The organism is Nocardioides sp. Leaf374 (assembly GCF_916862475.1).
In the GTDB taxonomy this organism is placed as follows: domain Bacteria; phylum Actinomycetota; class Actinomycetes; order Propionibacteriales; family Nocardioidaceae; genus Nocardioides; species Nocardioides kribbensis.
Map to the genome: position 1 here is coordinate 63,051 of NZ_CAKASO010000007.1, position 23,532 is coordinate 86,582.

19 protein-coding genes are annotated in these 23,532 nt (G+C 73.5%); 11 read left to right on the top strand and 8 right to left on the bottom strand.

Annotated features, from left to right (window positions below; translation table 11 throughout):
- The first annotated feature begins 128 nt into the window (after positions 1-128).
- From LPA27_RS05155 to LPA27_RS05165, 3 genes are read left to right on the top strand one after another with little or no spacing between them, the layout of a single operon-like run.
- On the top strand, positions 129-1,232 hold the full coding sequence (locus tag LPA27_RS05155) for a substrate-binding domain-containing protein (protein WP_228941742.1): 1,104 nt from the start codon (positions 129-131) through the stop codon (positions 1,230-1,232).
- A complete protein-coding gene (locus LPA27_RS05160; RefSeq protein WP_056863829.1) occupies positions 1,232-2,059 on the top strand; it encodes an ATP-binding cassette domain-containing protein in 828 nt (275 codons plus the stop codon). The genes LPA27_RS05155 and LPA27_RS05160 overlap by 1 nt, the downstream gene beginning before the upstream one ends.
- The gene (locus tag LPA27_RS05165; RefSeq protein WP_056863830.1) at positions 2,056-3,312 is read left to right on the top strand and encodes a sugar ABC transporter permease; all 1,257 of its coding nucleotides are present in this window, start codon (positions 2,056-2,058) and stop codon (positions 3,310-3,312) included. The genes LPA27_RS05160 and LPA27_RS05165 overlap by 4 nt, the downstream gene beginning before the upstream one ends.
- Before the next feature lie 91 nt (positions 3,313-3,403).
- Here LPA27_RS05165 and LPA27_RS05170 read toward each other — a convergent pair whose 3' ends face one another.
- From LPA27_RS05170 to LPA27_RS05185, 4 genes are all read right to left on the bottom strand, one after another.
- The gene (locus LPA27_RS05170) at positions 3,404-4,444 is read right to left on the bottom strand and encodes a mechanosensitive ion channel family protein (protein WP_056863831.1); all 1,041 of its coding nucleotides are present in this window, start codon (positions 4,442-4,444) and stop codon (positions 3,404-3,406) included.
- 41 nt (positions 4,445-4,485) lie between these two features.
- Positions 4,486-7,083, bottom strand: coding sequence for a bifunctional FO biosynthesis protein CofGH (locus LPA27_RS05175; RefSeq protein WP_228941743.1), 2,598 nt, complete (start codon positions 7,081-7,083; stop codon positions 4,486-4,488).
- A gap of 52 nt (positions 7,084-7,135) precedes the next feature.
- Complete coding sequence (locus LPA27_RS05180) at positions 7,136-8,167, bottom strand: LLM class F420-dependent oxidoreductase (RefSeq protein ID WP_228941744.1); 1,032 nt, start codon at positions 8,165-8,167, stop codon at positions 7,136-7,138.
- Positions 8,168-8,259: 92 nt separating this feature from the next.
- Positions 8,260-10,341 (bottom strand): acyltransferase family protein, encoded by a 2,082-nt coding sequence (locus LPA27_RS05185; RefSeq protein ID WP_056863833.1) that lies wholly within the window; start codon positions 10,339-10,341, stop codon positions 8,260-8,262.
- A gap of 89 nt (positions 10,342-10,430) precedes the next feature.
- On the opposite strand from LPA27_RS05185, the gene npdG reads away from it, so the two are divergent.
- Positions 10,431-11,171, top strand: coding sequence for an NADPH-dependent F420 reductase (gene npdG, locus LPA27_RS05190; RefSeq protein ID WP_082500187.1), 741 nt, complete (start codon positions 10,431-10,433; stop codon positions 11,169-11,171).
- A gap of 4 nt (positions 11,172-11,175) precedes the next feature.
- Here the strand turns inward: npdG and LPA27_RS05195 are convergent, their stop codons facing one another.
- On the bottom strand, positions 11,176-11,718 hold the full coding sequence (locus tag LPA27_RS05195; RefSeq protein ID WP_056863834.1) for a YbaK/EbsC family protein: 543 nt from the start codon (positions 11,716-11,718) through the stop codon (positions 11,176-11,178).
- Between the two features lie 83 nt (positions 11,719-11,801).
- Between LPA27_RS05195 and LPA27_RS05200 the strand changes: the two genes are divergently transcribed.
- From LPA27_RS05200 to pcrA, 5 genes are all read left to right on the top strand, one after another.
- On the top strand, positions 11,802-12,887 hold the full coding sequence (locus LPA27_RS05200) for a glycerophosphodiester phosphodiesterase family protein (RefSeq protein WP_228941745.1): 1,086 nt from the start codon (positions 11,802-11,804) through the stop codon (positions 12,885-12,887).
- Between the two features lie 99 nt (positions 12,888-12,986).
- Positions 12,987-14,417: an APC family permease gene (locus LPA27_RS05205; RefSeq protein WP_228941746.1), complete on the top strand. Its 1,431-nt coding sequence runs from the start codon at positions 12,987-12,989 to the stop codon at positions 14,415-14,417.
- Between the two features lie 57 nt (positions 14,418-14,474).
- Entirely contained in the window at positions 14,475-14,945 is a 471-nt protein-coding gene (locus LPA27_RS05210; RefSeq protein WP_228941747.1) for a universal stress protein, read from the top strand.
- Positions 14,946-14,955: 10 nt separating this feature from the next.
- Positions 14,956-15,318, top strand: coding sequence for a hypothetical protein (locus LPA27_RS05215; RefSeq protein ID WP_193661295.1), 363 nt, complete (start codon positions 14,956-14,958; stop codon positions 15,316-15,318).
- 61 nt (positions 15,319-15,379) lie between these two features.
- Positions 15,380-17,827, top strand: coding sequence for a DNA helicase PcrA (pcrA, locus tag LPA27_RS05220; RefSeq protein WP_228941748.1), 2,448 nt, complete (start codon positions 15,380-15,382; stop codon positions 17,825-17,827).
- Between the two features lie 75 nt (positions 17,828-17,902).
- On the opposite strand, the gene LPA27_RS05225 is transcribed toward pcrA, so the two are convergent.
- A complete protein-coding gene (locus LPA27_RS05225) occupies positions 17,903-18,958 on the bottom strand; it encodes a M23 family metallopeptidase (RefSeq protein ID WP_200920035.1) in 1,056 nt (351 codons plus the stop codon).
- Between the two features lie 468 nt (positions 18,959-19,426).
- On the opposite strand from LPA27_RS05225, the gene sucC reads away from it, so the two are divergent.
- Positions 19,427-20,587, top strand: coding sequence for an ADP-forming succinate--CoA ligase subunit beta (gene sucC / locus LPA27_RS05230; protein ID WP_056863841.1), 1,161 nt, complete (start codon positions 19,427-19,429; stop codon positions 20,585-20,587).
- A 19-nt stretch (positions 20,588-20,606) separates the two neighbouring features.
- On the top strand, positions 20,607-21,515 hold the full coding sequence (gene sucD, locus LPA27_RS05235; RefSeq protein ID WP_056863842.1) for a succinate--CoA ligase subunit alpha: 909 nt from the start codon (positions 20,607-20,609) through the stop codon (positions 21,513-21,515).
- Between the two features lie 80 nt (positions 21,516-21,595).
- On the opposite strand, the gene LPA27_RS05240 is transcribed toward sucD, so the two are convergent.
- Positions 21,596-22,987 (bottom strand): hypothetical protein, encoded by a 1,392-nt coding sequence (locus LPA27_RS05240; RefSeq protein ID WP_228941749.1) that lies wholly within the window; start codon positions 22,985-22,987, stop codon positions 21,596-21,598.
- Positions 22,980-23,486 (bottom strand): RNA polymerase sigma factor, encoded by a 507-nt coding sequence (locus LPA27_RS05245; RefSeq protein WP_228941750.1) that lies wholly within the window; start codon positions 23,484-23,486, stop codon positions 22,980-22,982. Before LPA27_RS05245 ends, LPA27_RS05240 begins: the two co-directional genes overlap by 8 nt.
- Positions 23,487-23,532: the final 46 nt, after the last annotated feature.

A 23,532-nucleotide genomic window follows, 5' to 3' on the forward strand; every position in this document is an offset into this window, starting at 1 on the left:
GTGAATGATCAAAGCGCGAGTAACGAGTTATGACCATCTTTGCGTTCACTACTTGACGACAAGTCTGTGACGGCTGACACTCGACCCAGTCAACCCGGCGGCGTGCCCGCCCCAGTCGAGGGAGAACCATGTCCACACCCCTGCACCGCCTCGCAGCCTTCGGTGCTGTGCTCGCCATCGGCACCGCCGGCCTCACCGCCTGCGGCGCCAACGACGCCGAGAGCGGCTCCGACGGCGGCGGCGACAGCGCCTCCGGCGGCACCATCGCCCTGCTCCTCCCGGAGTCCAAGACCACCCGCTACGAGGCCTTCGACAAGCCGCTCTTCGAGGCCGCCGTCGCCGAGCTGTGCTCGGACTGCGAGGTCGACTACTACAACGCCGACCAGGACGAGGCCAAGCAGGCCCAGCAGCTCACCAGCGCGCTGACCGCCGGCGCGTCCGTCGTCGTGCTCGACCCGGTCAACGGCGCCGGCGCCACCGGCATGGTCCAGGAGGCCCAGGGCCAGGACGTGCCGGTCATCGCCTACGACCGCTTCATCGACGGCGCCGACTACTACATGTCCTTCGACAACGAGACCGTCGGCCAGATGCAGGCCGAGGCCCTCGTCGAGGCCGTCGGCGACACCGGCAACATCCTCATGCTCAACGGTGCGCCCAGCGACCCCAACGCCGCGCAGTTCAAGGCCGGCGCCCACAGCGTGCTCGACTCCAGCGGCGTCACCATCGCCGAGGAGTACGACAACCCCGACTGGAGCCCCGAGAACGCCCAGCAGTGGACGACCGACCAGCTGAGCAAGTACGACCCCAGCGACATCCAGGGCGTCTACGCCGCCAACGACGGCCAGGCCGGCGGCGTCGTCGCGGCCCTGACCGGCGCCGGCGTCTCCTCCGACGAGCTGCCCCCGATCACGGGTCAGGACGCCGAGGTCGCCGCGATCCAGCGCATCCTCGCCGGTGAGCAGGAGATGACGATCTACAAGCCCATCCCGATCGAGGCCGAGACGGCCGCCGAGGTGGCCGTGGCCCTGGCCCAGGGCGAGGAGCCCGCGTCGACCAGCGAGACCGGCATCGAGCAGAGCGACTACGAGGGCGTCACGTCCTACATCTTCGACCCGATCGTCGTGACGGCCGACAACGTCGCCGACACCGTCATCGCCGACGGCTTCTACTCCGCCGCCGACATCTGCACCGGCGACTACGCCGCTGCGTGCTCGGAGGCTGGCATCTCCTGATGAGCGCCACGACGACGGAGAAGCCGGTCACGGGACAGACCGTCCTGTCCCTGACCGGCATCAACAAGAGGTTCGGGGCCGTGCAGGCCCTCACCGACGTGCACCTCGAGGTGGCGGCCGGCGAGGTCGTCGCCCTCGTGGGCGACAACGGTGCGGGCAAGTCGACCCTGGTCAAGGTCATCTCGGGGGTCTACCAGCCCGACGAGGGTGACATCACCTTCGCGGGCCGCAAGATCTCGGTCGGTGGCCCGTCCGACGCCCAGGCGCTGGGCATCGCGACGGTCTTCCAGGACCTGGCCCTGTGCGACAACCTCGACGTCGTCGCCAACCTGTTCCTGGGCCAGGAGCGCCTGCTCGGGCCGGTGCTCGACGAGGTCACGATGGAGAAGGAGGCGTGGCGCCTGCTGCGCACCCTCTCCGCCAAGATCCCCTCGGTCCGCATCCCCATCGCGGGGCTGTCGGGCGGTCAGCGCCAGACGGTGGCGATCGCCCGCAGCCTCGTGGGCAACCCCAAGCTCGTCATGCTCGACGAGCCCACCGCGGCCCTCGGTGTCGCGCAGACCGCGGAGGTCCTGAACCTCGTCGAGCGGCTGCGCGAGACCGGGCTCGGGGTCATCCTCATCAGCCACAACATGGCCGACGTCCAGGCCGTGGCCGACCGCATCGTGGTCATGCGCCTGGGCCGCAACGCCGCGGAGTTCCGCACCGAGGAGACCACGACCGAGCAGCTGGTCGCGGCCATCACCGGCGCCTCCGACAACGTGGTCGCCGCGCGCGCCAGCCGGCGTGCCGGCACCACCGACACCACCGAGGGAGCGGGCCAGTGAGCGCCACGACCGACGAGACGCAGTCGGCCGTCGCCGCCGACATCGCCGACGAGCGGCTCATCCAGAGCCAGGGTCTCGGCGGCCAGGCCCGCGCGGTCTGGAACCGGCTCAAGGGCGGTGAGCTCGGCATGCTGCCCGTGGTCATCGGGCTCATCGTCATCTCGCTGGTCTTCTACTCCCAGGAGCCGACGTTCCTGTCGTCGAAGAGCCTGGTCAACATCACGCTCTTCGCCGCACCGGTCGGCGTCATCGCGCTGGGCATCGTGCTGGTGCTGCTGCTGGGGGAGATCGACCTCTCGGTGGGCTCGGTCTCGGGCTTCGCGGCCGCCTCCATGGCGGTGCTGGTGGCCAACAAGAGCCAGTCGCTGGTCGTCGGCATGATCGCAGGCATCCTGATCGGCACCCTGATCGGCTCGGTCTACGCGCTGCTCTACACCCGGCTCGGCGTGCCCAGCTTCGTGTTCTCCCTCGCCGGCCTCCTCGGCTTCCAGGGAGCGCTGCTCTACGTGCTGGGCGACCAGGGCACCATCGTGCTGCCCACCGACTCGGGCCTGCGGCAGTTCGCCCGCGAGCGCTTCCTCAGCGACGGTGCGGCCTACGTGCTGCTCGCGGTGGTCGTGCTGGCCTACGTCGGCTCGCAGCTGCTGATGGTGCGCCGGCGCAAGGCGGCCGGGCTGACCCCGCCCAACCTCACCATGGTCGGCATCAAGGCGGTGCTCCTCGCGGGCGGCCTGGGCTTCCTGACCTACTACCTCGGCATCGACCGCGGCTGGGGCTACCTGTTCGTGCTCTTCGTGGCTCTGGTGGTCGTCATGGACCTCATGCTGCGCAAGACCACGTGGGGTCGCCACGTCTACGCCGTGGGCGGCAACGAGGAGGCGGCCCGTCGCGCCGGCATCAAGGTGGGCCGGATCTACTTCTCGGTCTTCGCAGCGACCTCGACCTTCGCAGCCCTGGGCGGCATCCTGCTTGCCGGTCAGCTCACCTCGGTCTCGCAGAGCAGCGGCACCACCGACACCAACCTGACCGCGATCGCGGCCGCGGTGATCGGCGGCACCAGCCTCTTCGGCGGCCGCGGGTCGGCGTACTCCGCGCTGCTCGGCATCATCGTGCTCCAGGCCATCCAGAGCGGCCTTAACCTGATGAACGTCGACTCCTCGGTGCGCTTCATGGTCACCGGTGCGGTCCTGCTGCTGGCGGTCGCGATCGACTCGGTCTCGCGCCGGGTGCGTTCCTCCAGCGGACGCGGGTAGCGGCCCCGCCCCACCCGCACCACCGCCGACGGGCGGGACCCTCCCGGGGTCCCGCCCGTCGGCGCGTCCGCACCCGGGCGCCCGCGCCGGGTCAGTCCCGCTCGACCTCGAGGCGCGTGCGCGGCAGGCCGGCCGGGTCGTGGTCGCGCAGCCAGGCCACCAGCTGCTCGCGCACGTGGCAGCGCAGGTCGAAGAGCGTGCCGGCGTCGACGGCGGTGACCAGCACCCGCACCCGCACGAAGCCGGCGACGGCGTCGGTGACCTGCAGCAGCGAGACGCGCCCGTCCCACAGCTCGCCGGCCGAGGCCATGACCCCCGGCAGGGCCTCGCGCATCCGGGCGGTGTCGACGCGCCAGTCGAGGTCGAGCTCCACGGCGCCCAGCAGCTCGGAGTTGCGGCGCGTCCAGTTCTGGAAGGGGGTGGTGGTGAAGTACGTCGAGGGCAGCACCATGCGGCGGTCGTCCCAGAGCCGGACGACGACGTAGCTGAGGGTGATCTCCTCGATCCAGCCCCACTCCTCCTCGACGATCACGACGTCGTCGATGCGGATCGCGTCGCTGAAGGCCAGCTGGATGCCGGCGAAGACGTTGGCCAGCGTGGACTGCGCGGCCAGCGCGGCGACCACCGAGATGAGGCCGGCCGAGGCCAGGACGCTCGCGCCGATGGTGCGGACCCCCGGGAAGCTGAGCAGGATCGCGCCGAGGGCGACCACCACCATGAGGGCCACGGTGAGACGGCGCAGGATGAGCACCTGCGTGCGGACGCGGCGCGCGGCCCGGTTGTCGCGCACGTCGGTGCGGGCGCGGCCCAGGCCGAGGTCCTGGAGGAAGAGCAGCACCACGGTGACCAGCCAGGCGGCGGCGATGATCCACAGGGTCCGCCCCGCCAGGACCGCGGCGTGCCACCACACCTCGTCGTCGCCGCGACGCCGCACGCCGGCCACCCAGCCGTTGAGCGCGATGACCAGCACGAGCACCCGGTAGGGGACCCGGGCCTGACGGAAGAGTCGCTCCCCGGGCGGCCAGCGTCGCTGCACCAGGCGGGCCACCACGTGGGTCAGCACGATGAGGGCGAGGGCCCCGAGCAGGGCCGACCCGCCGGCGATGAGGGCGTTGGTCCACGAAACGCGCATGGGTCATCGTGCCCGGTCCGCGGCCGACCCCGCGGGCGGGGTCAGCGGGCGGCGTACAGGGTCGTGCGCTCGGTCACGGGCCGGTCGATGCCCGCGCCGATCTCCACGAGCTCGGCGACCGTCTTGGCCGAGCCGTGCTCGGAGCCGGCCATGCGCGAGATCGTCTCCTCCATCAGGGTCCCGCCGAGGTCGTTGGCGCCCGCGCGCAGCATCGCGCGGGTGCCCTCGACGCCGAGCTTGACCCAGGAGGTCTGGATGTTGTCGATGCGCCCGTGCAGCAGGATCCGCGCCATCGCGTGCACGGCGAGGTTGTCGCGCAGCGTGGGTCCGGGGCGGGCGACGCCGGCGAGGTAGATGGGGGCCGAGGTGTGCACGAAGGGCAGCGGCACGAACTCGGTGAACTCCGCGGCGCCGTGCTCGCGCGCGGTGTCCTGCACCCGGCTCAGCACGCGCAGGTGGTTGACCCAGTGCCGCGGGTTGTCGACGTGGCCGTACATCATCGTCGAGGTCGTCGGCACGCCCACGCGGTGGGCGGTGGAGACGATGTCGATCCAGGTGGAGGTGGGCAGCTTGCCCTTGGTGAGCACCCAGCGCACGTCGTCGTCGAGGATCTCCGCGGCCGTGCCCGGCAGCGACCCCAGGCCGGCCTCGCGCGCCTTGATGAGGAAGTCCTCGGTCGACAGGCCCGTGCGGGCGGTGCCGTTGAGCACCTCCATCGGGGAGAAGGCGTGCACGTGCATCTGCGGCACGCGACGCCGCACGGCCCCCACCAGCTCGACGTAGGCCGAGGCGGGCAGCTCGGGGTCGATGCCGCCCTGCATGCAGACCTCGGTCGCGCCGAGGTCCCAGGCCTCCGCGGCCCGGTCGGCGACCTCGTCGAGGGACAGCGAGTAGGCGTCGGCGTCGGTGCGCCGCTGGGCGAAGGCGCAGAAGCGGCAGCCGACGTAGCAGACGTTGGTGAAGTTGATGTTGCGGTTGACGACGTAGGTGACGGTGTCGCCCACGACCTCGCGGCGCAGGTCGTCGGCCAGGCGGCACACCTGCTCCAGCAGCGGGCCCTCGGCGGTCATGAGGGTGAGCGCGTGCTCGTCGGAGAGCCCGCCGGGGTCGGCCTCCGCGGCCCGCAGCGCGGCGGCCCCCTCGGCGTGGAGCACCGCGGGAGCGCCGTCGATCAGCGACGTCGACCCGGCCGCGTCGCGCACCGAGTCCCAGTCGCCGTAGACCCCGGCGAAGTCGGAGCGGCGGTCCTCGCTGCGGCCCTCGGTGTCGATGCTGGCGTGCAGGTCGGTGCGCCCGGTGCTGGTGGTGAGCGAGGCGGCCCCGCCGTCGGGCTCCTGCCACACCCGCCCCTCCGGTCGTACGCCGACCCGCGCCAGACCGGCCGCGGGCCCGTCGGGCACCGCGAGCGCGGCGACGTGGGCGCTGACCCGCGGGTCGAGCCACGGGCTGCCGCCGCCGAGACCGGCCCGGACGTGCTCGGGGTGCACGGTGAGCCGGGGCGCCAGCTCGAGGCCGGCCGCCGCGGTGTGGGCCCTCAGCCGCTCGAGGGTCGGCCACGGCCGCTCGGGGTTGACGTGGTCGGGGGTGAGCGGGCTGACCCCGCCCCAGTCGTCGATGCCGGCGTCGAGCAGGGCGCGGCACTCCGCGGAGCCCGCGGAGGCGTCGACCAGGTTGGGCGGGGCCTGCACGCGCATGCGCGGGCCCATCACCAGGCGGGTGACCGCGATCGCGGCGCGGTACTCCTCCAGGCCCAGGTCGTCGCGGTGGCGCATGGCGGTGTCGGGCTTGGCGCGGAAGTTCTGCACGATCACCTCCTGCACGTGGCCGTAGGCCTTGGCCACCCCGCGCAGGGCGAAGACCGTCTCGGCGCGCTCGCGCAGGGTCTCGCCGATGCCGACGAGCAGCCCGGTGGTGAAGGGGATGGAGAGACGACCGGCGTCCTCGAGCACCCGCATCCGCACGGCGGGGTCCTTGTCGGGGGAGCCGAAGTGGGCCAGTCCGCGGGTCTCGAAGAGCCGTCGCGAGGTGGTCTCGAGCATCATGCCCATCGAGGGGCTGACCGGCTTGAGCCGGTTCATCTCCTCCCAGCTCATCACCCCGGGGTTGAGGTGGGGCAGCAGCCCGGTCTCCTCCAGCACCCGCACGGCCATCGCGCGCACGTAGGCCAGGGTCGAGTCGTAGCCCTGCTCGTCGAGCCACTGCCGAGCCTCGGGCCAGCGCTCCTCGGGGCGGTCGCCGAGGGTGAAGAGCGCCTCGAGGCAGCCCAGCTCGGCCCCGCGGCGGGCCAGGTCGAGGATCTCGTCGGGGGAGAGGTAGAGCGGTCGGCCCTCGCGCTGGAGGTGGCCCGGGCTCTCCACGAAGGTGCAGTAGTGGCACCGGTCGCGGCACATCGTGGTGACCGGGATGAAGACCTTGGGCGAGTAGGTGACCACGCCCGGGCGCCCCGCGGCGAGCAGCCCCGCGTCGCGCACGGTGGCGGCGGCCGCGCAGAGCCGGTCGAGGTCGGCGCCGGTGGCGGCCAGCAGCACCGACGCCTCCTCGACGTCGAGCGCCGCCCCCCGCTCGGCGCGCGCGAGGGCGCGGCGTACCTGCTGGGGGGTCGGGTCGGAGTCGGGTCTCGGGGCGGTGCGCTCAGCCATCACCGAGAGGCTATCCCGCGCCCCCTGCGGGCCCGGCGCTCAGGACACCCGCTCAGGACACCCACTCCTTGACCTGGGCGATCGTGGCGGCCGGGTCGGCGGAGGCGGGGGTGACCGAGAGGTTGGTGACGCCGGCCTCGCGGAAGGCGGCGATGCGCTCCTTGACGTAGGACTCGGGACCGACCAGGTTGCCCGCGCGCAGCCACTCCAGCGGCACCAGCGCCTCGGCCTCCTTCTTCTTGCCCTGGAGGTAGAGCTCCTGGATCTGCTCGGCCTCCTGCTCGTAGCCGTACTGGCGCGCCAGCTCGTTGTAGAAGTTCTTGCCCTTGGCTCCCATGCCGCCGACGTAGAGCGCGTAGGTGGGGCGCATGAGGTCGAGCATCCCCTCGACGTCCTCGCCGATCGCCACCAGGCCGCCGGCGCTGACCTCGAGCGGCGCGAGGTCGGCGGAGCGCTTGGCGCGCCCCTGCGCCAGCGGCTCGCCCCAGACCTCCTGGGCCTTCTCGGGGTGGAAGAGGAAGGGGAGCCAGCCGTCGGCGATCTCGGCGGTCATCCGCACGTTGGCGTGGCCGAGGGCGGCCACCCACAGCGGCACGACCGGGCGCTCGGGGCGGGTCAGGAGCTTGAGCGGCTTGCCGAGCCCGAGGCCCTGGTCGGCGGGCAGCGGCAGCGTGAAGACCTTGCCCTCGTGCACGAGGGGCTCGCGGCGCAGCCCCAGGCGCAGGATCTCGACCATCTCGCGGGTGCGGCCGAGCGGCTTGTCGTAGGGCAGGCCGTGGAAGCCCTCGATGACCTGGGGTCCCGAGGCGCCCAGGCCGATGACCGCGCGGCCGCCGGAGACGTTGTCGAGGCCCGCCGCGGTCTGCAGCATCGCCCCCGGGGTGCGGGAGTAGACGTTGAGGATGCCGGCGCCGATCTCGATGGTCTCGGTCTTGGCGGCGAGGTAGCCCATGAGCGTGGGGGCGTCGAAGCCGTAGGGCTCCGCGACCCAGACCATGTCGAGACCGGCCTTCTCGAGCGCGACGACCTGGTCGGCGGCCTCGCGCGGGTTGCCGGAGTAGACGAGGGGCATCGACAGCTTCATGGGTCTCCTGGGCCTGGGGCCGGGCCGGTCCCGGCGGCGACGCTCGCGACCCTACCGTGACAGCGGTGCTGTCACCATCGGTGCGGCGGTGCTCAGTCGGTCATGCCGGTGGCGCGGCCCAGGGAGCCGGCCAGCAGCTCGGAATACTCCGTGGTCAGGTGGTCGGTGTCGCGGTAGGACAGCGTGCCGCCGATGACCACCGGGCACTCGCCCTGGTAGCACAGCCACGGGGTCGGGTCGACGACCTCGGCGTCGGCCAGCAGCGCCGACTTCACCGCGACGTCGCCGAGGATCTCGGCGCGCTCGACGGGCTGGAACATGCAGTCGCCGAGGCTGGGGGTGCCGGTGGTGAGGCACTCGCCGGGGTCGATGCCCGACTTGGGCACGTCCTTGATGAGCAACACCCGCTCGGAGGCGGCGTGCAGCTCGTCGAAGAGCTCGTCGTAGCCCTCCTCCAGCACCGGGGCGACCCGCTCGATCGTGGCCGCGAGCTCGCCGTCGATCCACACCCCGTTGACCGGGGGCGAGGAGGAGACGATCGTGAGGTCGGGCTGCAGGGCCTCGACCTGGTCGACCACCCAGTCCTGGAAGCCGGTGCACTCGGTGAAGACCCGGCGCTCGTTGAGCGGCGCCACCGGCACGTGGGCGGCCGGGCACTGCGGCTTGACCAGGTAGTAGGCCCTCCAGCCGTTCTCCACCGCGATCCGCTCCACGGCCGGGATCCAGGCACGGGCGTGGGAGTCGCCGGTGACCACCACGGTGCGCTCCCCGTCGGGGTCGCCGCGCAGGCAGAGCTCCTGTACGTCCTCCTCGTAGTCGCACGCGCCGACGTCGGCCACGCTGTCACGCAGGGTCAGCAGGTTGGGGTCGAGCTCGCTGGGCACCGCCATCCGGTCGCGCGCGGCGTTGACCGAGGCCCGCACGAGGGCGACGGTGCTGTCGGCGCCCGCGGGGTCGGCCACCGCGATCGCGGGCACGTCGCCCTGGCCCGTGCGGGCCTCGATCCACTGCCACCCGCCGACGCAGGACGCGGCGACCACGGCCAGGCTCAGCGGGTAGAGCAGCAGCGGACGGGGGGCCACGAGCAGCCGCGGGGGCAGTCCCTGCCGGAAGGGCGTCTCGACGAAGCGGAAGGTCAGCGCGGCCAGGCTCAGCACCACCAGCAGCACCAGCGCGCGCTCCGCGCCGGTCAGGGGGCGCAGCGCCCACTCCTCGGCGAGGATCAGCGCGGGCCAGTGCCACAGGTAGAGGGAGTAGGACCAGTCGCCCAGGACCCGCACCGGGCGCCAGGTCAGCAGGGCCCGGACCGGGTCGTGGCGGGGGCCGGGCCGGATGCCGGCGAGCAGCAACGCCACCGTGCCGAGCACCGGCAGGAGCGCGGCCCACCCCGGGAAGGCCGTGGCCGAGGAGTAGAGGACGCAGGCCAGCCCCACCGCGAGCAGGCCGCCGGCACCGAGCAGCGGCACCGCCAGGGCCGGCATCCGCTTGCGCAGGCGCGGCGCGGCGAGCGCGGCCAGCGCGCCGGCGCCGAGCTCCCAGGCCCGCCCGAGGGTGGAGTAGTAGGCGCTGCCGGAGTCACCGGCCGTGCCCGCCACCGACCAGGCGAAGCTGGCCGCGGTCAGCGCGACCAGCACGACGGCCAGGGTGCGCTCGGGCAGCCGGCGTTCGTCGGAGCGGGTGACCAGGCGCACCGCGAGGGCGCAGACCACGAGCAGCACCGGCCAGACGACGTAGAACTGCTCCTCGACCGCCAGGGACCAGTAGTGCTGCATCGGCGACGGGGGACCGTCCTGGGCGAAGAAGTAGTCACCCTGGTCGGCGAAGCGGACGTTGGCGGCGAAGAGGGTGGCCCAGACGGCGTCGACCACGACCTCGCGCGCGTCGATGAGACTCATCCACGCCACCGAGGCCAGCACGGTGAGCGCCGTGACCAGCGTGGCGGCGGGCAGGATCCGCCGGGCCCGGCGCGACCAGAAGGCGGTCAGCGAGACCTTCTCGCCCCGGCGCATCTCGCGGAAGAGCAGCCCCGAGATCAGGAAGCCGGAGACGACGAAGAAGACGTCGACCCCGACGAAGCCGCCGGGCAGGAAGGGGACACCGGCGTGCGCAGCGATGACGACGAGCACGGCGACGGCGCGCAGGCCCTGGACATCGCTGCGGTATCGACTCGCCACCCCTGAGCTCCTGCGCGGTTGAGGGGCCGACGGTACCAAAACCTGATGACGAGTACGGCGTCCTCGCTGCCACTGGCACACTCGCTCGCGTGACCAGCCAGCCCGCCGCCACGTCCGAGACCGCCACCGACCACGACGCCGACCCGGGCGCCGGTACGGTCCGCCACCGCATCGCCGTGGTCGGCGGCACGGGGCCGCAGGGCAAGGGGCTCGGCTACCGCTTCGCGCGCGGCGGCCACGACGTCGTGCTGGGCTCGCGCGCCGCCGACAAGGCCGAGGCGGTCGCCGCCGAGGTGGCCGACCGGCTCGTCGGCGTGGAGGGCGCCGGGACGGTCACGGGCGCCACCAACGCCGACGCCTGCGCGGGCGCCGACCTCGTGCTGCTCGCCGTGCCGTGGGACGGCCACGACGAGCTGGTCGCCACCCTCCCGCTGGCCGGCACGACGGTGATCTCCTGCGTGAACCCGCTGGCCTTCGACAAGCGCGGCGCGCACGGCCTGGTCATCGACGGCGGCGAGGGGTCGGCCGCGGAGTCGGCCCAGCGCATCGTGGGGGACTCGGCCACCGTGGTGGGCGCCTTCCACAACGTCTCGGCGGTCTCGCTGTGGGGCGACGACGACGTGCTGGCCCACGAGGACGTCCTGGTGGTCGGCGACGTCAAGGAGGCCAAGGAGACCGTCATGGCGCTCTGCGCCAGCGTCACCGGGCGGCCCGGCATCGACGCCGGCAAGCTGCGCCTGGCCCGCCAGGTCGAGCCGCTCACCGCCGTGCTGATCTCGATCAACCGGCGCTACAAGATCCACTCCAGCATCAAGGTCACCGGCTTCTAGCCCGTCAGCCGGCCAGGCCCTCCACCACCTCGGCCCCGGGCAGGTCGGCCAGCAGGCGACCCGGCAGCAGCACCTTGGAGCGGCGTACGCCGGAGCCGACGACGGCCACCTCGACGTCCAGCACCCGCGCGTCGACCAGCAGCCGCCAGCCGGCCGGCAGGCCGATCGGCGTGATCCCGCCGTGCTCCATGCCCGACTCGGCCACCGCGCGCTCCATGGGCAGGAACGACGCCTTGCGCACGTCGAGGGTGCGCTTGACCAGGCCGTTGACGTCGGCGCGGGTGTCGGCGCGCACCACGCAGGCGGCGACCCGCTCCTCCCCGTCGCGGCGCCCGGCCACCAGGACGCAGTTGGCGCTGGCCTCCAGCGGCACCTGGTGGGCCTCGCTCAGGGCCGCGGTGTCGGCCAGGTCGGGGTCGATGGCGACCACGCCGACACGCTCCGCGCCCGGCAGCGAGGCCAGGGCGCGGGCCACCGGCGCGGCGAGCAGGTCGGGGTGGTCGAGGGCGGGCGAGGGCGACAGGGTGCCGACGGGGGAGAGGTCCACGGCCCCATCCTGCCCACCGCCCCTCACGCGTCGTTCACCTCGGGGTCACCGCGCGGACGGAGGTGCCACGCACCGTCGAGGTCGTGACCACCGTGTCCCTGCCCGTCCGTCGTCCCCGCACCCTGGCCGTGACCCCCGCCGTCGTGGGCCACCGCGGCGCCAGCGGCACCTGGCCCGAGCACACGCTCGAGGCCTACCGCGCCGCGATCGCGATGGGCGCCGACGACATCGAGCTCGACCTGGTCGTGAGCGCCGACGGCGTGCTCGTGGTGCGCCACGAGAGCGACCTGGCCCGCACCACCGACATCGCCGCGCGCCCCGGGCTGGCCCACCGCCGCAGCACGCGGGTGGTCGACGGCGAGGAGGTGACGGGCTGGTTCGCCGAGGACCTCCCGCTCTCGGAGCTGCGCACGCTGCGGGTGGTCGAGCGGATGCCCGGGCTGCGCCCGGCCAGCGCCGCCCACGACGGCCGGCTCCCGGTGGCGACGCTCGACGACGTGCTGGAGATGGTGGCCGCGGAGTCGTCCGCCCGGGGCCGCTCGATCGGGGTCATGATCGAGCTCAAGGACGCCGCCTGGTCCGCCTCGCGCGGGCTGCCGCTCGACACCGCGCTGGTCGCCACGCTGCGGCGCCACGGCGTCGACACGCCGCGCTCGCGGGTGACGGTGATGTCCTTCGAGCCCACGATCCTCCAGCAGCTGGCCGGCCAGGTGCGGGTGCCCCTGGTGCAGCTGCTCGACCGGCGCGACCGACGCCCCGCCGACCTCGCCGCGGCCGGCGACCCGCGCACCTTCGGCGACCTGGCCAGCCCTGCGGGCCTGGCCCTGGTGGAGCGCTACGCCGACGGCGTCGGCGCCCACCACTCGCTGGTGGCCGACGAGGCGCCCGGTGGTCGCGGGATGCGCCCCTCCACCCTGGTGGCCGACGCCCACCGCGAGTGGCTGACCGTCCACGTGTGGACGCTGCGGGCCGAGAACCACTTCCTGCCGGCCCCCTTCCGCCGAGGCGAGGAGGCCGGGGAGCGCCCCGCAGCGCACGGCGACCTCGGCGGCTTCGTGGAGCTGCTGCTCGAGCTCGGCGTCGACGGGCTGATCACCGACCAGCCCGACGCGGCGGTGGCGGCCCGCGAGGCCTGGCTGGCGCCGGTCGGCGTGCGCGTGCCGGCCTGAGGCCGCCGCTCCGCCGGGGCGGGGGCCCGGGTCACCCGGCGGGGTGAGAGCGCCGCCGCGGGCTTGACCCCGGGCTCCGGGGGCGGCTTCGGTGGGCCGATGGCCGACTCCTCCGCAGCCACCACGACCGCGCTCCCCGACGACGGGGACCTCACCCGGTCGATCACCGGGAGGCTGCTGTTCTTCTACGTCCTCGGCGACGTGCTCGGCTCCGGCATCTACGTGCTCATCGGCGCCGTCGCGGGTGCGGTCGGGGGCGCCTTCTGGATCGCCTTCGCCGTCGGGGTGTCGGTCGCGACGATCACCGGGCTGGCCTACGCCGAGCTGGTGACGAAGTACCCCCAGGCCGCCGGCGCCGCGCTCTACGTCAACAAGGCCTTCCGCAGCCCCGCGCTGACCTTCCTCGTCACGATCTCGATGCTCTCGGCCACCTTCGCCGCGGCCGGGTCGCTGGCCACCGGCTTCTCCGCCTACTTCGCCGAGGTGTGGGAGCTGCCCCCGGGCCTGCTGGTGGCGCTGGTCTTCATCCTCCTGCTGGCGGTCGTCAACTACATCGGCATCACCGAGTCGGTCGTGGCCAACATGGTGATGACCGTCGTCGAGATCGCCGGTCTGGTCATCGTCGTGGTCATCGGGGTCGTCTACGTCGCGCAGGGCGACGCCGACTTCGGCACGCTCACCGAGTTCCGGGCCGACGGCGACCCCGTGCTGGCGATCGTGGCCGGCGTCGCGCTCGCCTTCTTCGCGATGACGGGCTTCGAGAACGCCGCCAACGTCGCCGAGGAGACCATCGACCCGGCCCGCACCTTCCCGCGGGCCCTCGTCGGCGGCATGGTCGTCGCCGGCGTGATCTACGTGCTGGTCGCCGTGACCGCGGCCCTGGTCGTGCCGGTGGCCGACCTGGCCTCCTCCGACGCCGCCCTGCTGGAGGTGGTCGAGGCCGGCGTGCTGCCCCTGCCCGTGGGGCTGCTCAGCGTGGTCTTCGCCGTGATCGCCATGGTCGCGATCACCAACACCACCCTGGTCTCGGTGGTCACGCAGTCGCGCATCCTCTACGGCATGGCGCGCGAGGACGTCGTGCCGGGCGTCTTCGCCCGCATCCACTCCAGCCGCCGCAGCCCCTGGGTCGCGCTGAGCTTCGCGGCCGTCGTGGTCTGCTCCCTGCTGGTCGTCGGCGCCCTGCTCAACCGCGCCGGCGTCGGCGTCGACGTGGTGGCGCGGCTGGCCACCGTCACGGTGGTCTTCACCCTCTTCATCTACGGCCTGGTCATCCTCTCCGCGCTCAGGCTGCGCGGCCACGACGAGGCCGACGACACCTACACCGCCCCCACCGCGCTGCTCGCCGTCGGGATCGTCGGCAACCTGGTCCTGCTGGCCTACGTCGTGTGGGACGACCCCACGTCGCTGCTGTGGTGCGGCGGGCTGCTGGCCGTCGGCCTGGTGCTCTACGTCGTGGAGCGCCTGGTCGGTCGCCGCGACCGGCCGCACGGCCGCGCCCGGGGCGAGTCCACCGTCGAGCCCCGCACCTGAGGCCCGCTCCCACCAGCACCCAGCACCCAGCACCACCGGACGCCCGAGGAGGCCCCCGTGCACGTCATCGTCGCCACCGACGGCTCGCAGCAGTCGCTCGACGCCGCGCGCCACCTGCGCTCCTTCGCCGACCCGGCCAGGATCACCGACGTCACGGTGCTGGCGGTGGTGCGTCCGCTCGCCGCGGTGGCCTTCGCCGACGACCTGACCCCCGCCGACCGCACGCGGGCCGAGGGGGAGTCCTCGTCGTTCCGGGCGGCCGCGGAGAGCGCCGTGCGCGTCGTGGCGGCGGAGCTCGACGGCTGGGGCCCCACGGTCCGCACCAGCATCCGCAGCGGCTCGCCGGCCCACGAGATCACCCGGGCCGCCTCGGCGCTGGGAGCCGGCCTCGTGGTCGTCGCCGCGGGCGGTCGCGGGCTGAGCCGCACCGTGCTGCTCGGCAGCACCGCCCAGCGGGTCCAGCACTCCGCGCCCTGCCCCGTGCTGGTCGTGCGCCCTGTGCCGCGGCCCCGCGCGCCGCGACCGTAGGCTGCGCGGCATGGAGATCCTGCGGCTGGTCCTGCTGTTCGTGCACATCCTCGGTTTCGCGGCCCTCCTCGGCGGCCTGCTCGCGCAGGCCCGCGAGCCGCACAAGCGGGTCAACGAGCTGATGCGCGACGGCGCCGGCACGGCCGTCCTGGCCGGGATCGCGCTGGTCGGCGTGCTCGAGGCCGGCGACACCGACGTCGACCACGCCAAGATCGGGGTCAAGCTGGTGGTGGGCCTGGTCATCCTGGGCCTGGTGATGGCCAACCTGCGCAAGGAGCGCATCGCCCAGGGTCTGTGGGCGGCGCTGCTGGGGCTCACGGTGCTCAACATCGCGGTCGCGGTCTTCTGGTCGCCCGCCCACGGCTCCTACTGAGCCGACCGCGGCGTCGGCGCTGCCCGACCACGCCGACCGCGGCCGTAGGGTGGAGGGCAGCATGAGCATCCCGTTCCCCCTCCCTGGTCTCGAGTCCGTCGCTCCCGAGGAGCCCCGCACCACCCGGCGCGGCCCCACGCGCGAGGAGCTGCTCGAGGGGCTCAACGAGCCCCAGCGCGCGGCCGTCGTGCACGAGGGCGCGCCGTTGCTGGTCGTCGCCGGCGCCGGGTCGGGCAAGACCCGCGTGCTCACCCGCCGCATCGCCTGGCTGATCCAGGAGCGCGGTGCGCACCCCGGCTCGATCCTGGCCATCACCTTCACCAACAAGGCCGCGGCCGAGATGAAGGAGCGCGTCGAGGAGCTGGTCGGCAAGCGGGCCCGGATCATGTGGGTCTCGACCTTCCACTCCGCCTGCGTGCGCATCCTGCGCAAGGAGGTCGACAAGCTCGGCCTGAAGTCGAGCTTCTCGATCTACGACGCCGCCGACCAGAAGCGGCTGATGTCGTTGGTGGTCGCCGACCTCGACCTCGACCCCAAGCGCTACCAGCCCGGCGCCCTGCTGCACTGGGTGTCGGACCACAAGAACGAGCTGCGCGACGCCGAGGCGGCCACGGCCCTGGCCACCAACAACCTCGAGCAGACCTACGCCGCCGCCTACACCCTCTACGAGCGCCGCCTGCGCGAGGCCAACGCCCTCGACTTCGACGACCTGATTATGTCGACGGTGCACCTCCTCCAGCGCTTCCCGGAGGTCCGCGAGACCTACCGGCGCCGCTTCCGCCACGTGCTCGTCGACGAGTACCAGGACACCAACCACGCGCAGTACGCCCTGGTCCACCAGCTGTGCGCCGAGCAGCTCGAGGACGCCTCGCTCGCCGACCCGACCTCGACCGTGGAGCCCGCCGAGCGCGTCGAGCCGGCCGAGCTGATGGTCGTCGGCGACGCCGACCAGTCGATCTACGCCTTCCGCGGCGCCAACATCCGCAACATCCTGGACTTCGAGGAGGACTTCCCCGACGCCACCTCGATCCTGCTGGAGCAGAACTACCGCTCCACCCAGACCATCCTCACCACCGCCAACGCCGTCATCGGCCACAACAAGGGCCGCAAGCCCAAGCGGCTGTGGTCCGACGCCGGCGACGGCGAGCGGATCGTGGGCTACGTCGCCGACGACGAGCGCGACGAGGCCCGCTTCGTCTCCTCCGAGATCGACACCCTCGTCGACCAGGGCGCGCGGGCCTCCGACGTCGCGATCTTCTACCGCACCAACGCCCAGTCGCGGGTCTTCGAGGAGGTGTTCATCCGCACCGGCCAGCCCTACAAGGTGGTCGGCGGCGTGCGGTTCTACGAGCGCCGCGAGGTGCGCGACGCCCTGGCCTACCTGCGGCTGCTGGCCAACCCCGACGACCAGGTCTCGCTGCGCCGGATCCTCAACACCCCCAAGCGCGGCATCGGCGACCGGGCGGTGGCGTGCGTCAACGCGCTCGCCGAGCGCGACCGCACGACCTTCTGGGAGGCGCTGCGACGCGCCGAGGAGGCGCCCGGGCTCGCGACCCGCTCGCTGGGCAGCATCCGCGGCTTCGTGGCCATGATCGAGGAGCTGCAGTCGATGGTCGACGGCGGCGAGCGCGCCGACGTCGTGCTCGAGACCGTGCTGGCCCGCTCGGGCTACGTCGCCGCCCTGGAGGACTCCGACGACCCGCAGGACGCCACGCGCGCGGAGAACCTCGCCGAGCTCGTCGCGGTGGCGCGCGAGTTCAGCGACGACCCCGTCGCGGGGCCCTCGGCCGACCCCGCCGACGTCGACGCCGGGCAGGTCGCGCCCGGTCTGCGCGACTTCCTGGAGCGCGTCGCGCTCGTGGCCGACTCCGACCAGATCCCCGACACCGACCCCGACGACCCCGACGACACCGGTGTCGTGACCCTCATGACCCTCCACACGGCGAAGGGGCTGGAGTTCCCGGTGGTGTTCCTCACCGGGCTCGAGGACGGCGTCTTCCCGCACTCGCGCGCCCTCGGCGACCAGCCGGAACTGGAGGAGGAGCGACGCCTGGCCTACGTCGGCGTCACCCGCGCCCGCGAGCGCCTCTACCTCTCCCGCGCCGTGGTCCGCTCGGCCTGGGGCGCGCCGTCGCACAACCCGGCGTCGCGCTTCCTCGACGAGATGCCGGTCGACCTCGTCGACTGGCGCCGCACCGAGGCCGCGCAGACCCAGTGGTCGCGACCCGACCTGGGCGGCTCCTACGGCGGCGGCCTGGGCTCGCCGACCGCGGCCGGTCGCCGCAACTTCTCCTCCGCCGCGCTGCGCGCCGACGCCGCCGCCAAGTCGCGGCCGGCGCGCGAGGTGCCGTCGCTGGAGCCGGGCGACCGGGTGCAGCACGACTCCTTCGGCCTCGGCACCGTGGTGGCGGTCGAGGGCGTGGCCGACAAGTCGGTGGCCTCGATCGACTTCGGCTCGCAGGGCGTCAAGCGGCTGCTGCTGCGCTACGCGCCCGTGCAGAAGCTCTGAGGCCGAGGCCGAGGCCGGCGGCCGGGTCCTGGGGCGGGCACGTGAGGTGCGGGGCGGAGCCCGGCCCTGGCGGTGCTACGGCGTGACGCCGTTGACCGAGAGCGCCTCGTAGGGGTCGACCGGGTCGCCGCCGCCGGGGCGGACCTCGAGGTGGAGGTGGGGGCCGGTCACGTTGCCGGTCGAGCCGACGGTGCCGATCTGCTGGCCCGCGGTGACGGTCTCGCCGGGGGAGACGTCGATCGAGGTCTGGTGGCAGAACCACAGCTCAGTGCCGTCCTCGAGGGTGAGGACGGTCTTGTTGCCGTAGGCGCCGTCGTAACCGGTCGAGGTGATCGTGCCGTTGGCGATGGCCACGAGAGGCGTGCCGGTGGGGGCGGCGAAGTCGAGGCCGGTGTGATAGGTCGCCCACAGGCCGTACTCGCCGTAGCGCGCGGTGAGGCGGTAGCCGCTGAGCGGCAGGACCCACTGGTTGGCCTCGATCTTCTTCGACTGCACCTCGGCGGCGTTGGCGAGGGTGCGCAGCTCGGTGTTGCGCTCCGCGGCCTGGGCCTCGGCGGCCTCGACGAGCCGCTCGTCGGCGAGGTCGCCCAGCGCGTCGCGGCTGGAGTCGCGCGAGATGCGCTCCTCGCGGTCGAGGCCCACGACGCCACCGCCGCTGGAGCCGGTGAGGGCGCTGCTGGGGCCGACGGGCGCCGCCTCCTGGGCGGCCAGGTCGGTGTCGGTGGCGGTGACCGCGCCGCCCACGGAGACCGCGAGCGCCGCGATCCCCACGAGCACCGGCACCGAGGGCATCCGGCGCAGGAGCGCGCCGCGGTCGCCGGCGTGCTTGACGGCCTTGCGCCTGCCCGCGGTGCGGAGCTCGGCGGTCTCGGGGTGCGACAGACCCGGGCGCGCCGGCGTCAGCGGCAGCAGCTCGGTCGGGTCGGAGGCGAAGGAGGTGGTGTGGTCGACCGGCTCGAGGTCGGCGAGGATCCGGTCCACCGTGCCGGCGTCGAGACCCGGGCCGGTGTCGAGGCGCCCGGCGGACGCGGTGACCGGCTCGACGGTGACGACCGGGGCCGGTCGGGCCACGCGGCGGCCGACGTAGGGCGCCGCCGGTGCGGCGGTCGTCGCGGCGGAGTCGACGGGCACGGTCGCCACGCGACGGCCGCGGTAGGCCGGGGTGACACCCGGGGTGACAGCCGGGGTGTCAGGGGTCCCGAGATCGCTGCGGCTGGTGCCGGTGGGTGCGACTCGGTGATGACCCATGAAGCAGTGACTCCCGTGATCGACGGTGGTGGGGGGCGCCGGACCTGGCGGTCGGCCCACCCTTTCAGGTGGTCGGGGGCGAACGAGCCAAGACTGTAACGGACCCGGTGCAGCAGGCGGAACTCGGCGCCGTGACAAATGTGGACGACGGCGGCCCGTCACCGCATGACCTCGGTCACGTCGCGCCCCCGCGCCCTCGTGCCGCGGCCCGCGACGGGACTAAGGTGCCGGAGGCCTCCGCCCGTGCTCACGCGGGAGCGGACGGTCGTCGGGCCCAGGCTCGCCCAGGCTCGTCCAACGACTCAACCAAGGCGCCCTCACAGCGCAGCACACTAGAGAACTGGTGGATCAGTGGACCTGATGGAGTACCAGGCGAAGGAGCTCTTCGCCAAGCACGGCGTCCCGGGGACTCCCGGCATCGTCGCCAACACCCCCGCCGAGGCCCGCGAGGCCGCCGAGAAGCTCGGCGTCTGCGTGGTCAAGGCGCAGGTGAAGGCGGGTGGCCGCGGCAAGGCCGGCGGCGTCAAGCTGGCGAAGACCCCCGACGAGGCCGAGCAGCACGCCCAGGCCATCCTCGGCATGGAGATCAAGGGCCTGACGGTCAACCGGGTGCTCATCGCCCCCGCGGCCAGCATCGAGGAGGAGTACTACTTCTCCTTCCTGCTCGACCGCGCCAACCGTCAGTACCTCTGCATCGCCAGCGTCGAGGGCGGTGTCGAGATCGAGGAGGTCGCGAAGACCAACCCCGACGCCGTCAAGCAGATCGCCATCGACCCGGGCACCGGTGTCGACGAGGCCAAGGCCCGCGCGATCGTCGCCGAGGCGGCCTTCCCCGAGGCGCTCACCGACCAGGCCGTGCAGACCGTGCTCGCGCTGTGGAAGGTGTTCGTCGAGGAGGACGCCACCCTCGTCGAGGTCAACCCGCTGGCCCGCCTGGCCGGCGACCGGCTCGAGGCGCTCGACGGCAAGGTCTCCCTCGACGAGAACGCCGAGTTCCGCCACGCCGAGCACGCCGACTTCGAGGACAAGGCCGCGGCCGACCCGCTCGAGGCCAAGGCCAAGGAGAAGGGCCTCAACTACGTCAAGCTCGACGGTGCCGTGGGCATCATCGGCAACGGCGCGGGCCTGGTCATGTCGACCCTCGACGTGGTCGCCTACGCCGGCGAGAAGCACGGCGGCGTCAAGCCGGCCAACTTCCTCGACATCGGCGGCGGCGCCTCGGCGCAGGTCATGGCCGACGGCCTCGACGTGATCCTCAACGACGAGCAGGTCAAGAGCGTCTTCGTCAACGTCTTCGGCGGCATCACCTCCTGCGACGCCGTGGCCAACGGCATCGTGGGCGCCCTCGACATCCTCGGCGACGAGGCCACCAAGCCGCTGGTCGTCCGCCTCGACGGCAACAACGTCGAGGAGGGTCGCCGCATCCTCCAGGAGAAGAACCACCCGCTGGTGACGCTCGTGGAGACGATGGACGGCGCGGCCGACAAGGCCGCCGAGCTGGCGAACGCCTGAGAACGGGACTGAGAGCGAAATGTCGATCTACCTCAACAAGGACAGCAAGGTCATCGTCCAGGGCATCACGGGCGGTGAGGGCACCAAGCACACCGCCCTGATGCTGAAGTCCGGCACCAACGTCGTGGGCGGCGTCAACGCCCGCAAGGCCGGCACCACCGTGACCCACACCGCCGCCGACGGCTCCAGCGTCGAGCTGCCCGTCTTCGGCTCCGTCGAGGAGGCCATGAAGGAGACCGGCGCCGACGTGTCGGTCGCCTTCGTGCCGCCGGCGTTCACCAAGGACGCCTGCCTCGAGGCCATCGACGCGGGCATCGGCCTGCTCGTGGTCATCACCGAGGGCGTGCCGGTGCAGGACACCGCCGAGGTGTGGTCCTACCTCCAGGGCTCCAGCAACCACGGCGGCACCCGGATGATCGGGCCCAACTGCCCGGGCATCATCACCCCGGGCGAGGCCCTGGCCGGCATCACCCCGGCCACGATCTCGGGCTCCGGCCCGGTCGGCCTGGTCTCGAAGTCGGGCACGCTGACCTACCAGATGATGTTCGAGCTGCGTGACTTCGGCTTCTCGACCGCCATCGGCATCGGCGGCGACCCGATCGTGGGCACCACCCACATCGACGCCCTCGCGGCGTTCGAGGCCGACCCCGACACCCGTGCGATCGTCATGATCGGCGAGATCGGCGGCGACGCCGAGGAGCGCGCGGCGGCCTACATCAAGGACCACGTGACCAAGCCGGTCGTCGGCTACGTCGCGGGCTTCACCGCTCCCGAGGGCAAGACGATGGGCCACGCCGGCGCCATCGTCTCGGGCTCCTCGGGCACGGCGCAGGCCAAGAAGGAGGCCCTCGAGGCCGTGGGTGTCAAGGTCGGCAAGACGCCGTCGGAGACCGCCCAGCTGATGCGGGAGATCCTCCAGGGTCTCTGACCCCGGACCCACCCCGCGTACGCCACGAGCGGCCCGTCCCCTGCGGGGGGCGGGCCGCTCGTGCGTGCGGGCGTAGCCCGTCAGCCGGCGAAGACCTCCATCGCGGCCGCGACCTCGCGCACGGCGGTGTCGCTCTGCGCGGCGGCCTCCGCCGGGCTGGAGCCGGCGGGCACGGAGGGGCCGGTCACCAGCGAGACCAGCACCGCCCGTCCCACCCTGACCACGTGCAGGACCTGCGGTGGGGCGGCGTCGGCGCCCGTGGTGCTCCGGACGACCACGCCGGCCTGCTCGCCCAGGTCGCTGGCGACGACCGCGGTCTCGACGGCGGTGCCGGTGGCGCCGGTGTCGACGGGGCAGTCGCGGTAGAGCGCGAGCACGTCGTCGGCGTAGGCGCGGGCGTCCTCGGCGCGGGCGAAGACGGCCAGGTTGCGCAGCCGGAGGTCGTCGCGGTCGCTCCACCCGGCCCGGACGAGGTCGGTACGACCGGGGGGCAGCGCCACCTCGCGCCCGCACGCGGTGAGGGTCAGCGGACTGACCGCCCGGGAGAGCTCCTGGAGACCCGGCTGACCGCTCCCGGCGGCGGCGTCGTCGGGGTAGCCCGCGGTGAGCGGGAAGCCGTCGGGCACACGGTCGCCGGCCGTCGTCGCCGCGGCGTCGGGCGCGCCGGGCGGCTGCGAGCAGGGGTCGGCGGCGAAGACGCACAGCGAGGAGACCACGAGGGCCGAGGTGCTCTGCGCCAGCTCCCGGGTCTGCTCGACGACCTGCGCGTCGCCGGCGCCGCCGAACGAGGTCGACGTCGCGAGCACGGCGTTGCCGACCGTGACGAGCTGCACGAGCTCACCCTCCCCGGCGCCGCCGGAGCGCTGGACCCAGACCACCGAGCCCTCGCCGAGGTCGGAGACGAGCGGGTCGGCCGAGCCGCAGCCGTCCGCGAGCGCCGCCTCCCGCGCCGCGAGCACCTCCCGGGCGGCCTCGTCGTCGGCGTAGAGCAGCAGGCCGCGCTGCACGCCGCCCTCGGAGCCCGGCGCGTTGGGCGCGTCGAGCTGCACGGCGTCGAGGGCCCGCACGGGGGCCTCGGCGGTGTAGGCCCCGACCTGGCAGCCCCGCACCGGCGGGTCGGGGGCGAAGCCGGGCACGACCTCGGGCTGCTCGCCCAGGCCCCGCAGACCCGCGCCGAGCGGGAAGTCGGCGGGCACGCGGGTCACCCAGTCGACGTCGCCCGGCGCCGGGGTGGCGGTCGGGCTCGGTGCCGCCGGGTCGGGGCCAGCGGTCTCGGCGCCCCGGGTGGCCAGCGCGAGCGGTGTGGCGACGAGGAGGGCCGCAGCGGCGCCGGCGACGGCGGTGAGGGCGCGGTGGCGGCGGCGCAACCGGTCGCCGCGGCGGCGTACCTCGGACGCGGGCAGGGGGTGCACGGGGGCCTCCTCGGCCAGGAAGCGGGTGAAGAGGTCGGCGGGATCGGTGGGCTCAGGCATGGTGGGCTCCCTCCTGGAGGCCGTCGTCGTCGGCGAGCAGGGCGGCGAGAGCGGTGCGGCCCCGGCTGAGCCGCGCCTTCACCGTGCCCTCGGGCACCCCGACCTCGCGGGCCACCGCCCGCACCGGCAGGTCGGCGATGTGGTGCAGCACCAGCGCCTGGCGCTGCGCCTCGGGCAGGCGTCCCAGCGCCGCGACCAGCGCGACGTGGGCCTCGCTCGGTGGCGGGGCGGCGACCGGCGCGGAGACGGCGCGGTCGGCGGGGCGGCGACCCAGCACGGTGCGGCGCCAGCGGCTCACCGCCAGCCGGTGGGCGGTGGTGCGCACCCAGGCCTCGGGGTGGTCGGCCCGGTCGAGCCTGCGCCGGTGAGCCCAGGCCCGCACGAAGGCCTCCTGCACGCACTCCTCGGCCTCGTCGCGGCTGCCGATCATGGCGTGGACCTGGCCGACCAGCCGGGCGTAGGACGCGGCGTAGAAGTCGTCGAACTCGCGTTCGTCCATGGCGTCTCCGTCCCGTGCCCGCGCTCGTCGCGTGCTCCCGTGTCGC

Excerpts from the sequence above, each read along its gene's own strand:
- LPA27_RS05155 (WP_228941742.1), top strand. The coding sequence starts at position 129 with ATGTCCACACCCCTGCACCGCCTCGCAGCCTTCGGTGCTGTGCTCGCC.
- LPA27_RS05160 (WP_056863829.1), top strand. The coding sequence starts at position 1,232 with ATGAGCGCCACGACGACGGAGAAGCCGGTCACGGGACAGACCGTCCTG.
- LPA27_RS05170 (WP_056863831.1), bottom strand. The coding sequence starts at position 4,444 with ATGCGCGTTTCGTGGACCAACGCCCTCATCGCCGGCGGGTCGGCCCTG.
- LPA27_RS05175 (WP_228941743.1), bottom strand. The coding sequence starts at position 7,083 with ATGGCTGAGCGCACCGCCCCGAGACCCGACTCCGACCCGACCCCCCAG.
- LPA27_RS05180 (WP_228941744.1), bottom strand. The coding sequence starts at position 8,167 with ATGAAGCTGTCGATGCCCCTCGTCTACTCCGGCAACCCGCGCGAGGCC.
- LPA27_RS05205 (WP_228941746.1), top strand. The coding sequence starts at position 12,987 with ATGGCCGACTCCTCCGCAGCCACCACGACCGCGCTCCCCGACGACGGG.
- LPA27_RS05215 (WP_193661295.1), top strand. The coding sequence starts at position 14,956 with ATGGAGATCCTGCGGCTGGTCCTGCTGTTCGTGCACATCCTCGGTTTC.
- pcrA (WP_228941748.1), top strand. The coding sequence starts at position 15,380 with ATGAGCATCCCGTTCCCCCTCCCTGGTCTCGAGTCCGTCGCTCCCGAG.
- sucD (WP_056863842.1), top strand. The coding sequence starts at position 20,607 with ATGTCGATCTACCTCAACAAGGACAGCAAGGTCATCGTCCAGGGCATC.
- LPA27_RS05240 (WP_228941749.1), bottom strand. The coding sequence starts at position 22,987 with ATGCCTGAGCCCACCGATCCCGCCGACCTCTTCACCCGCTTCCTGGCC.
- LPA27_RS05245 (WP_228941750.1), bottom strand. The coding sequence starts at position 23,486 with ATGGACGAACGCGAGTTCGACGACTTCTACGCCGCGTCCTACGCCCGG.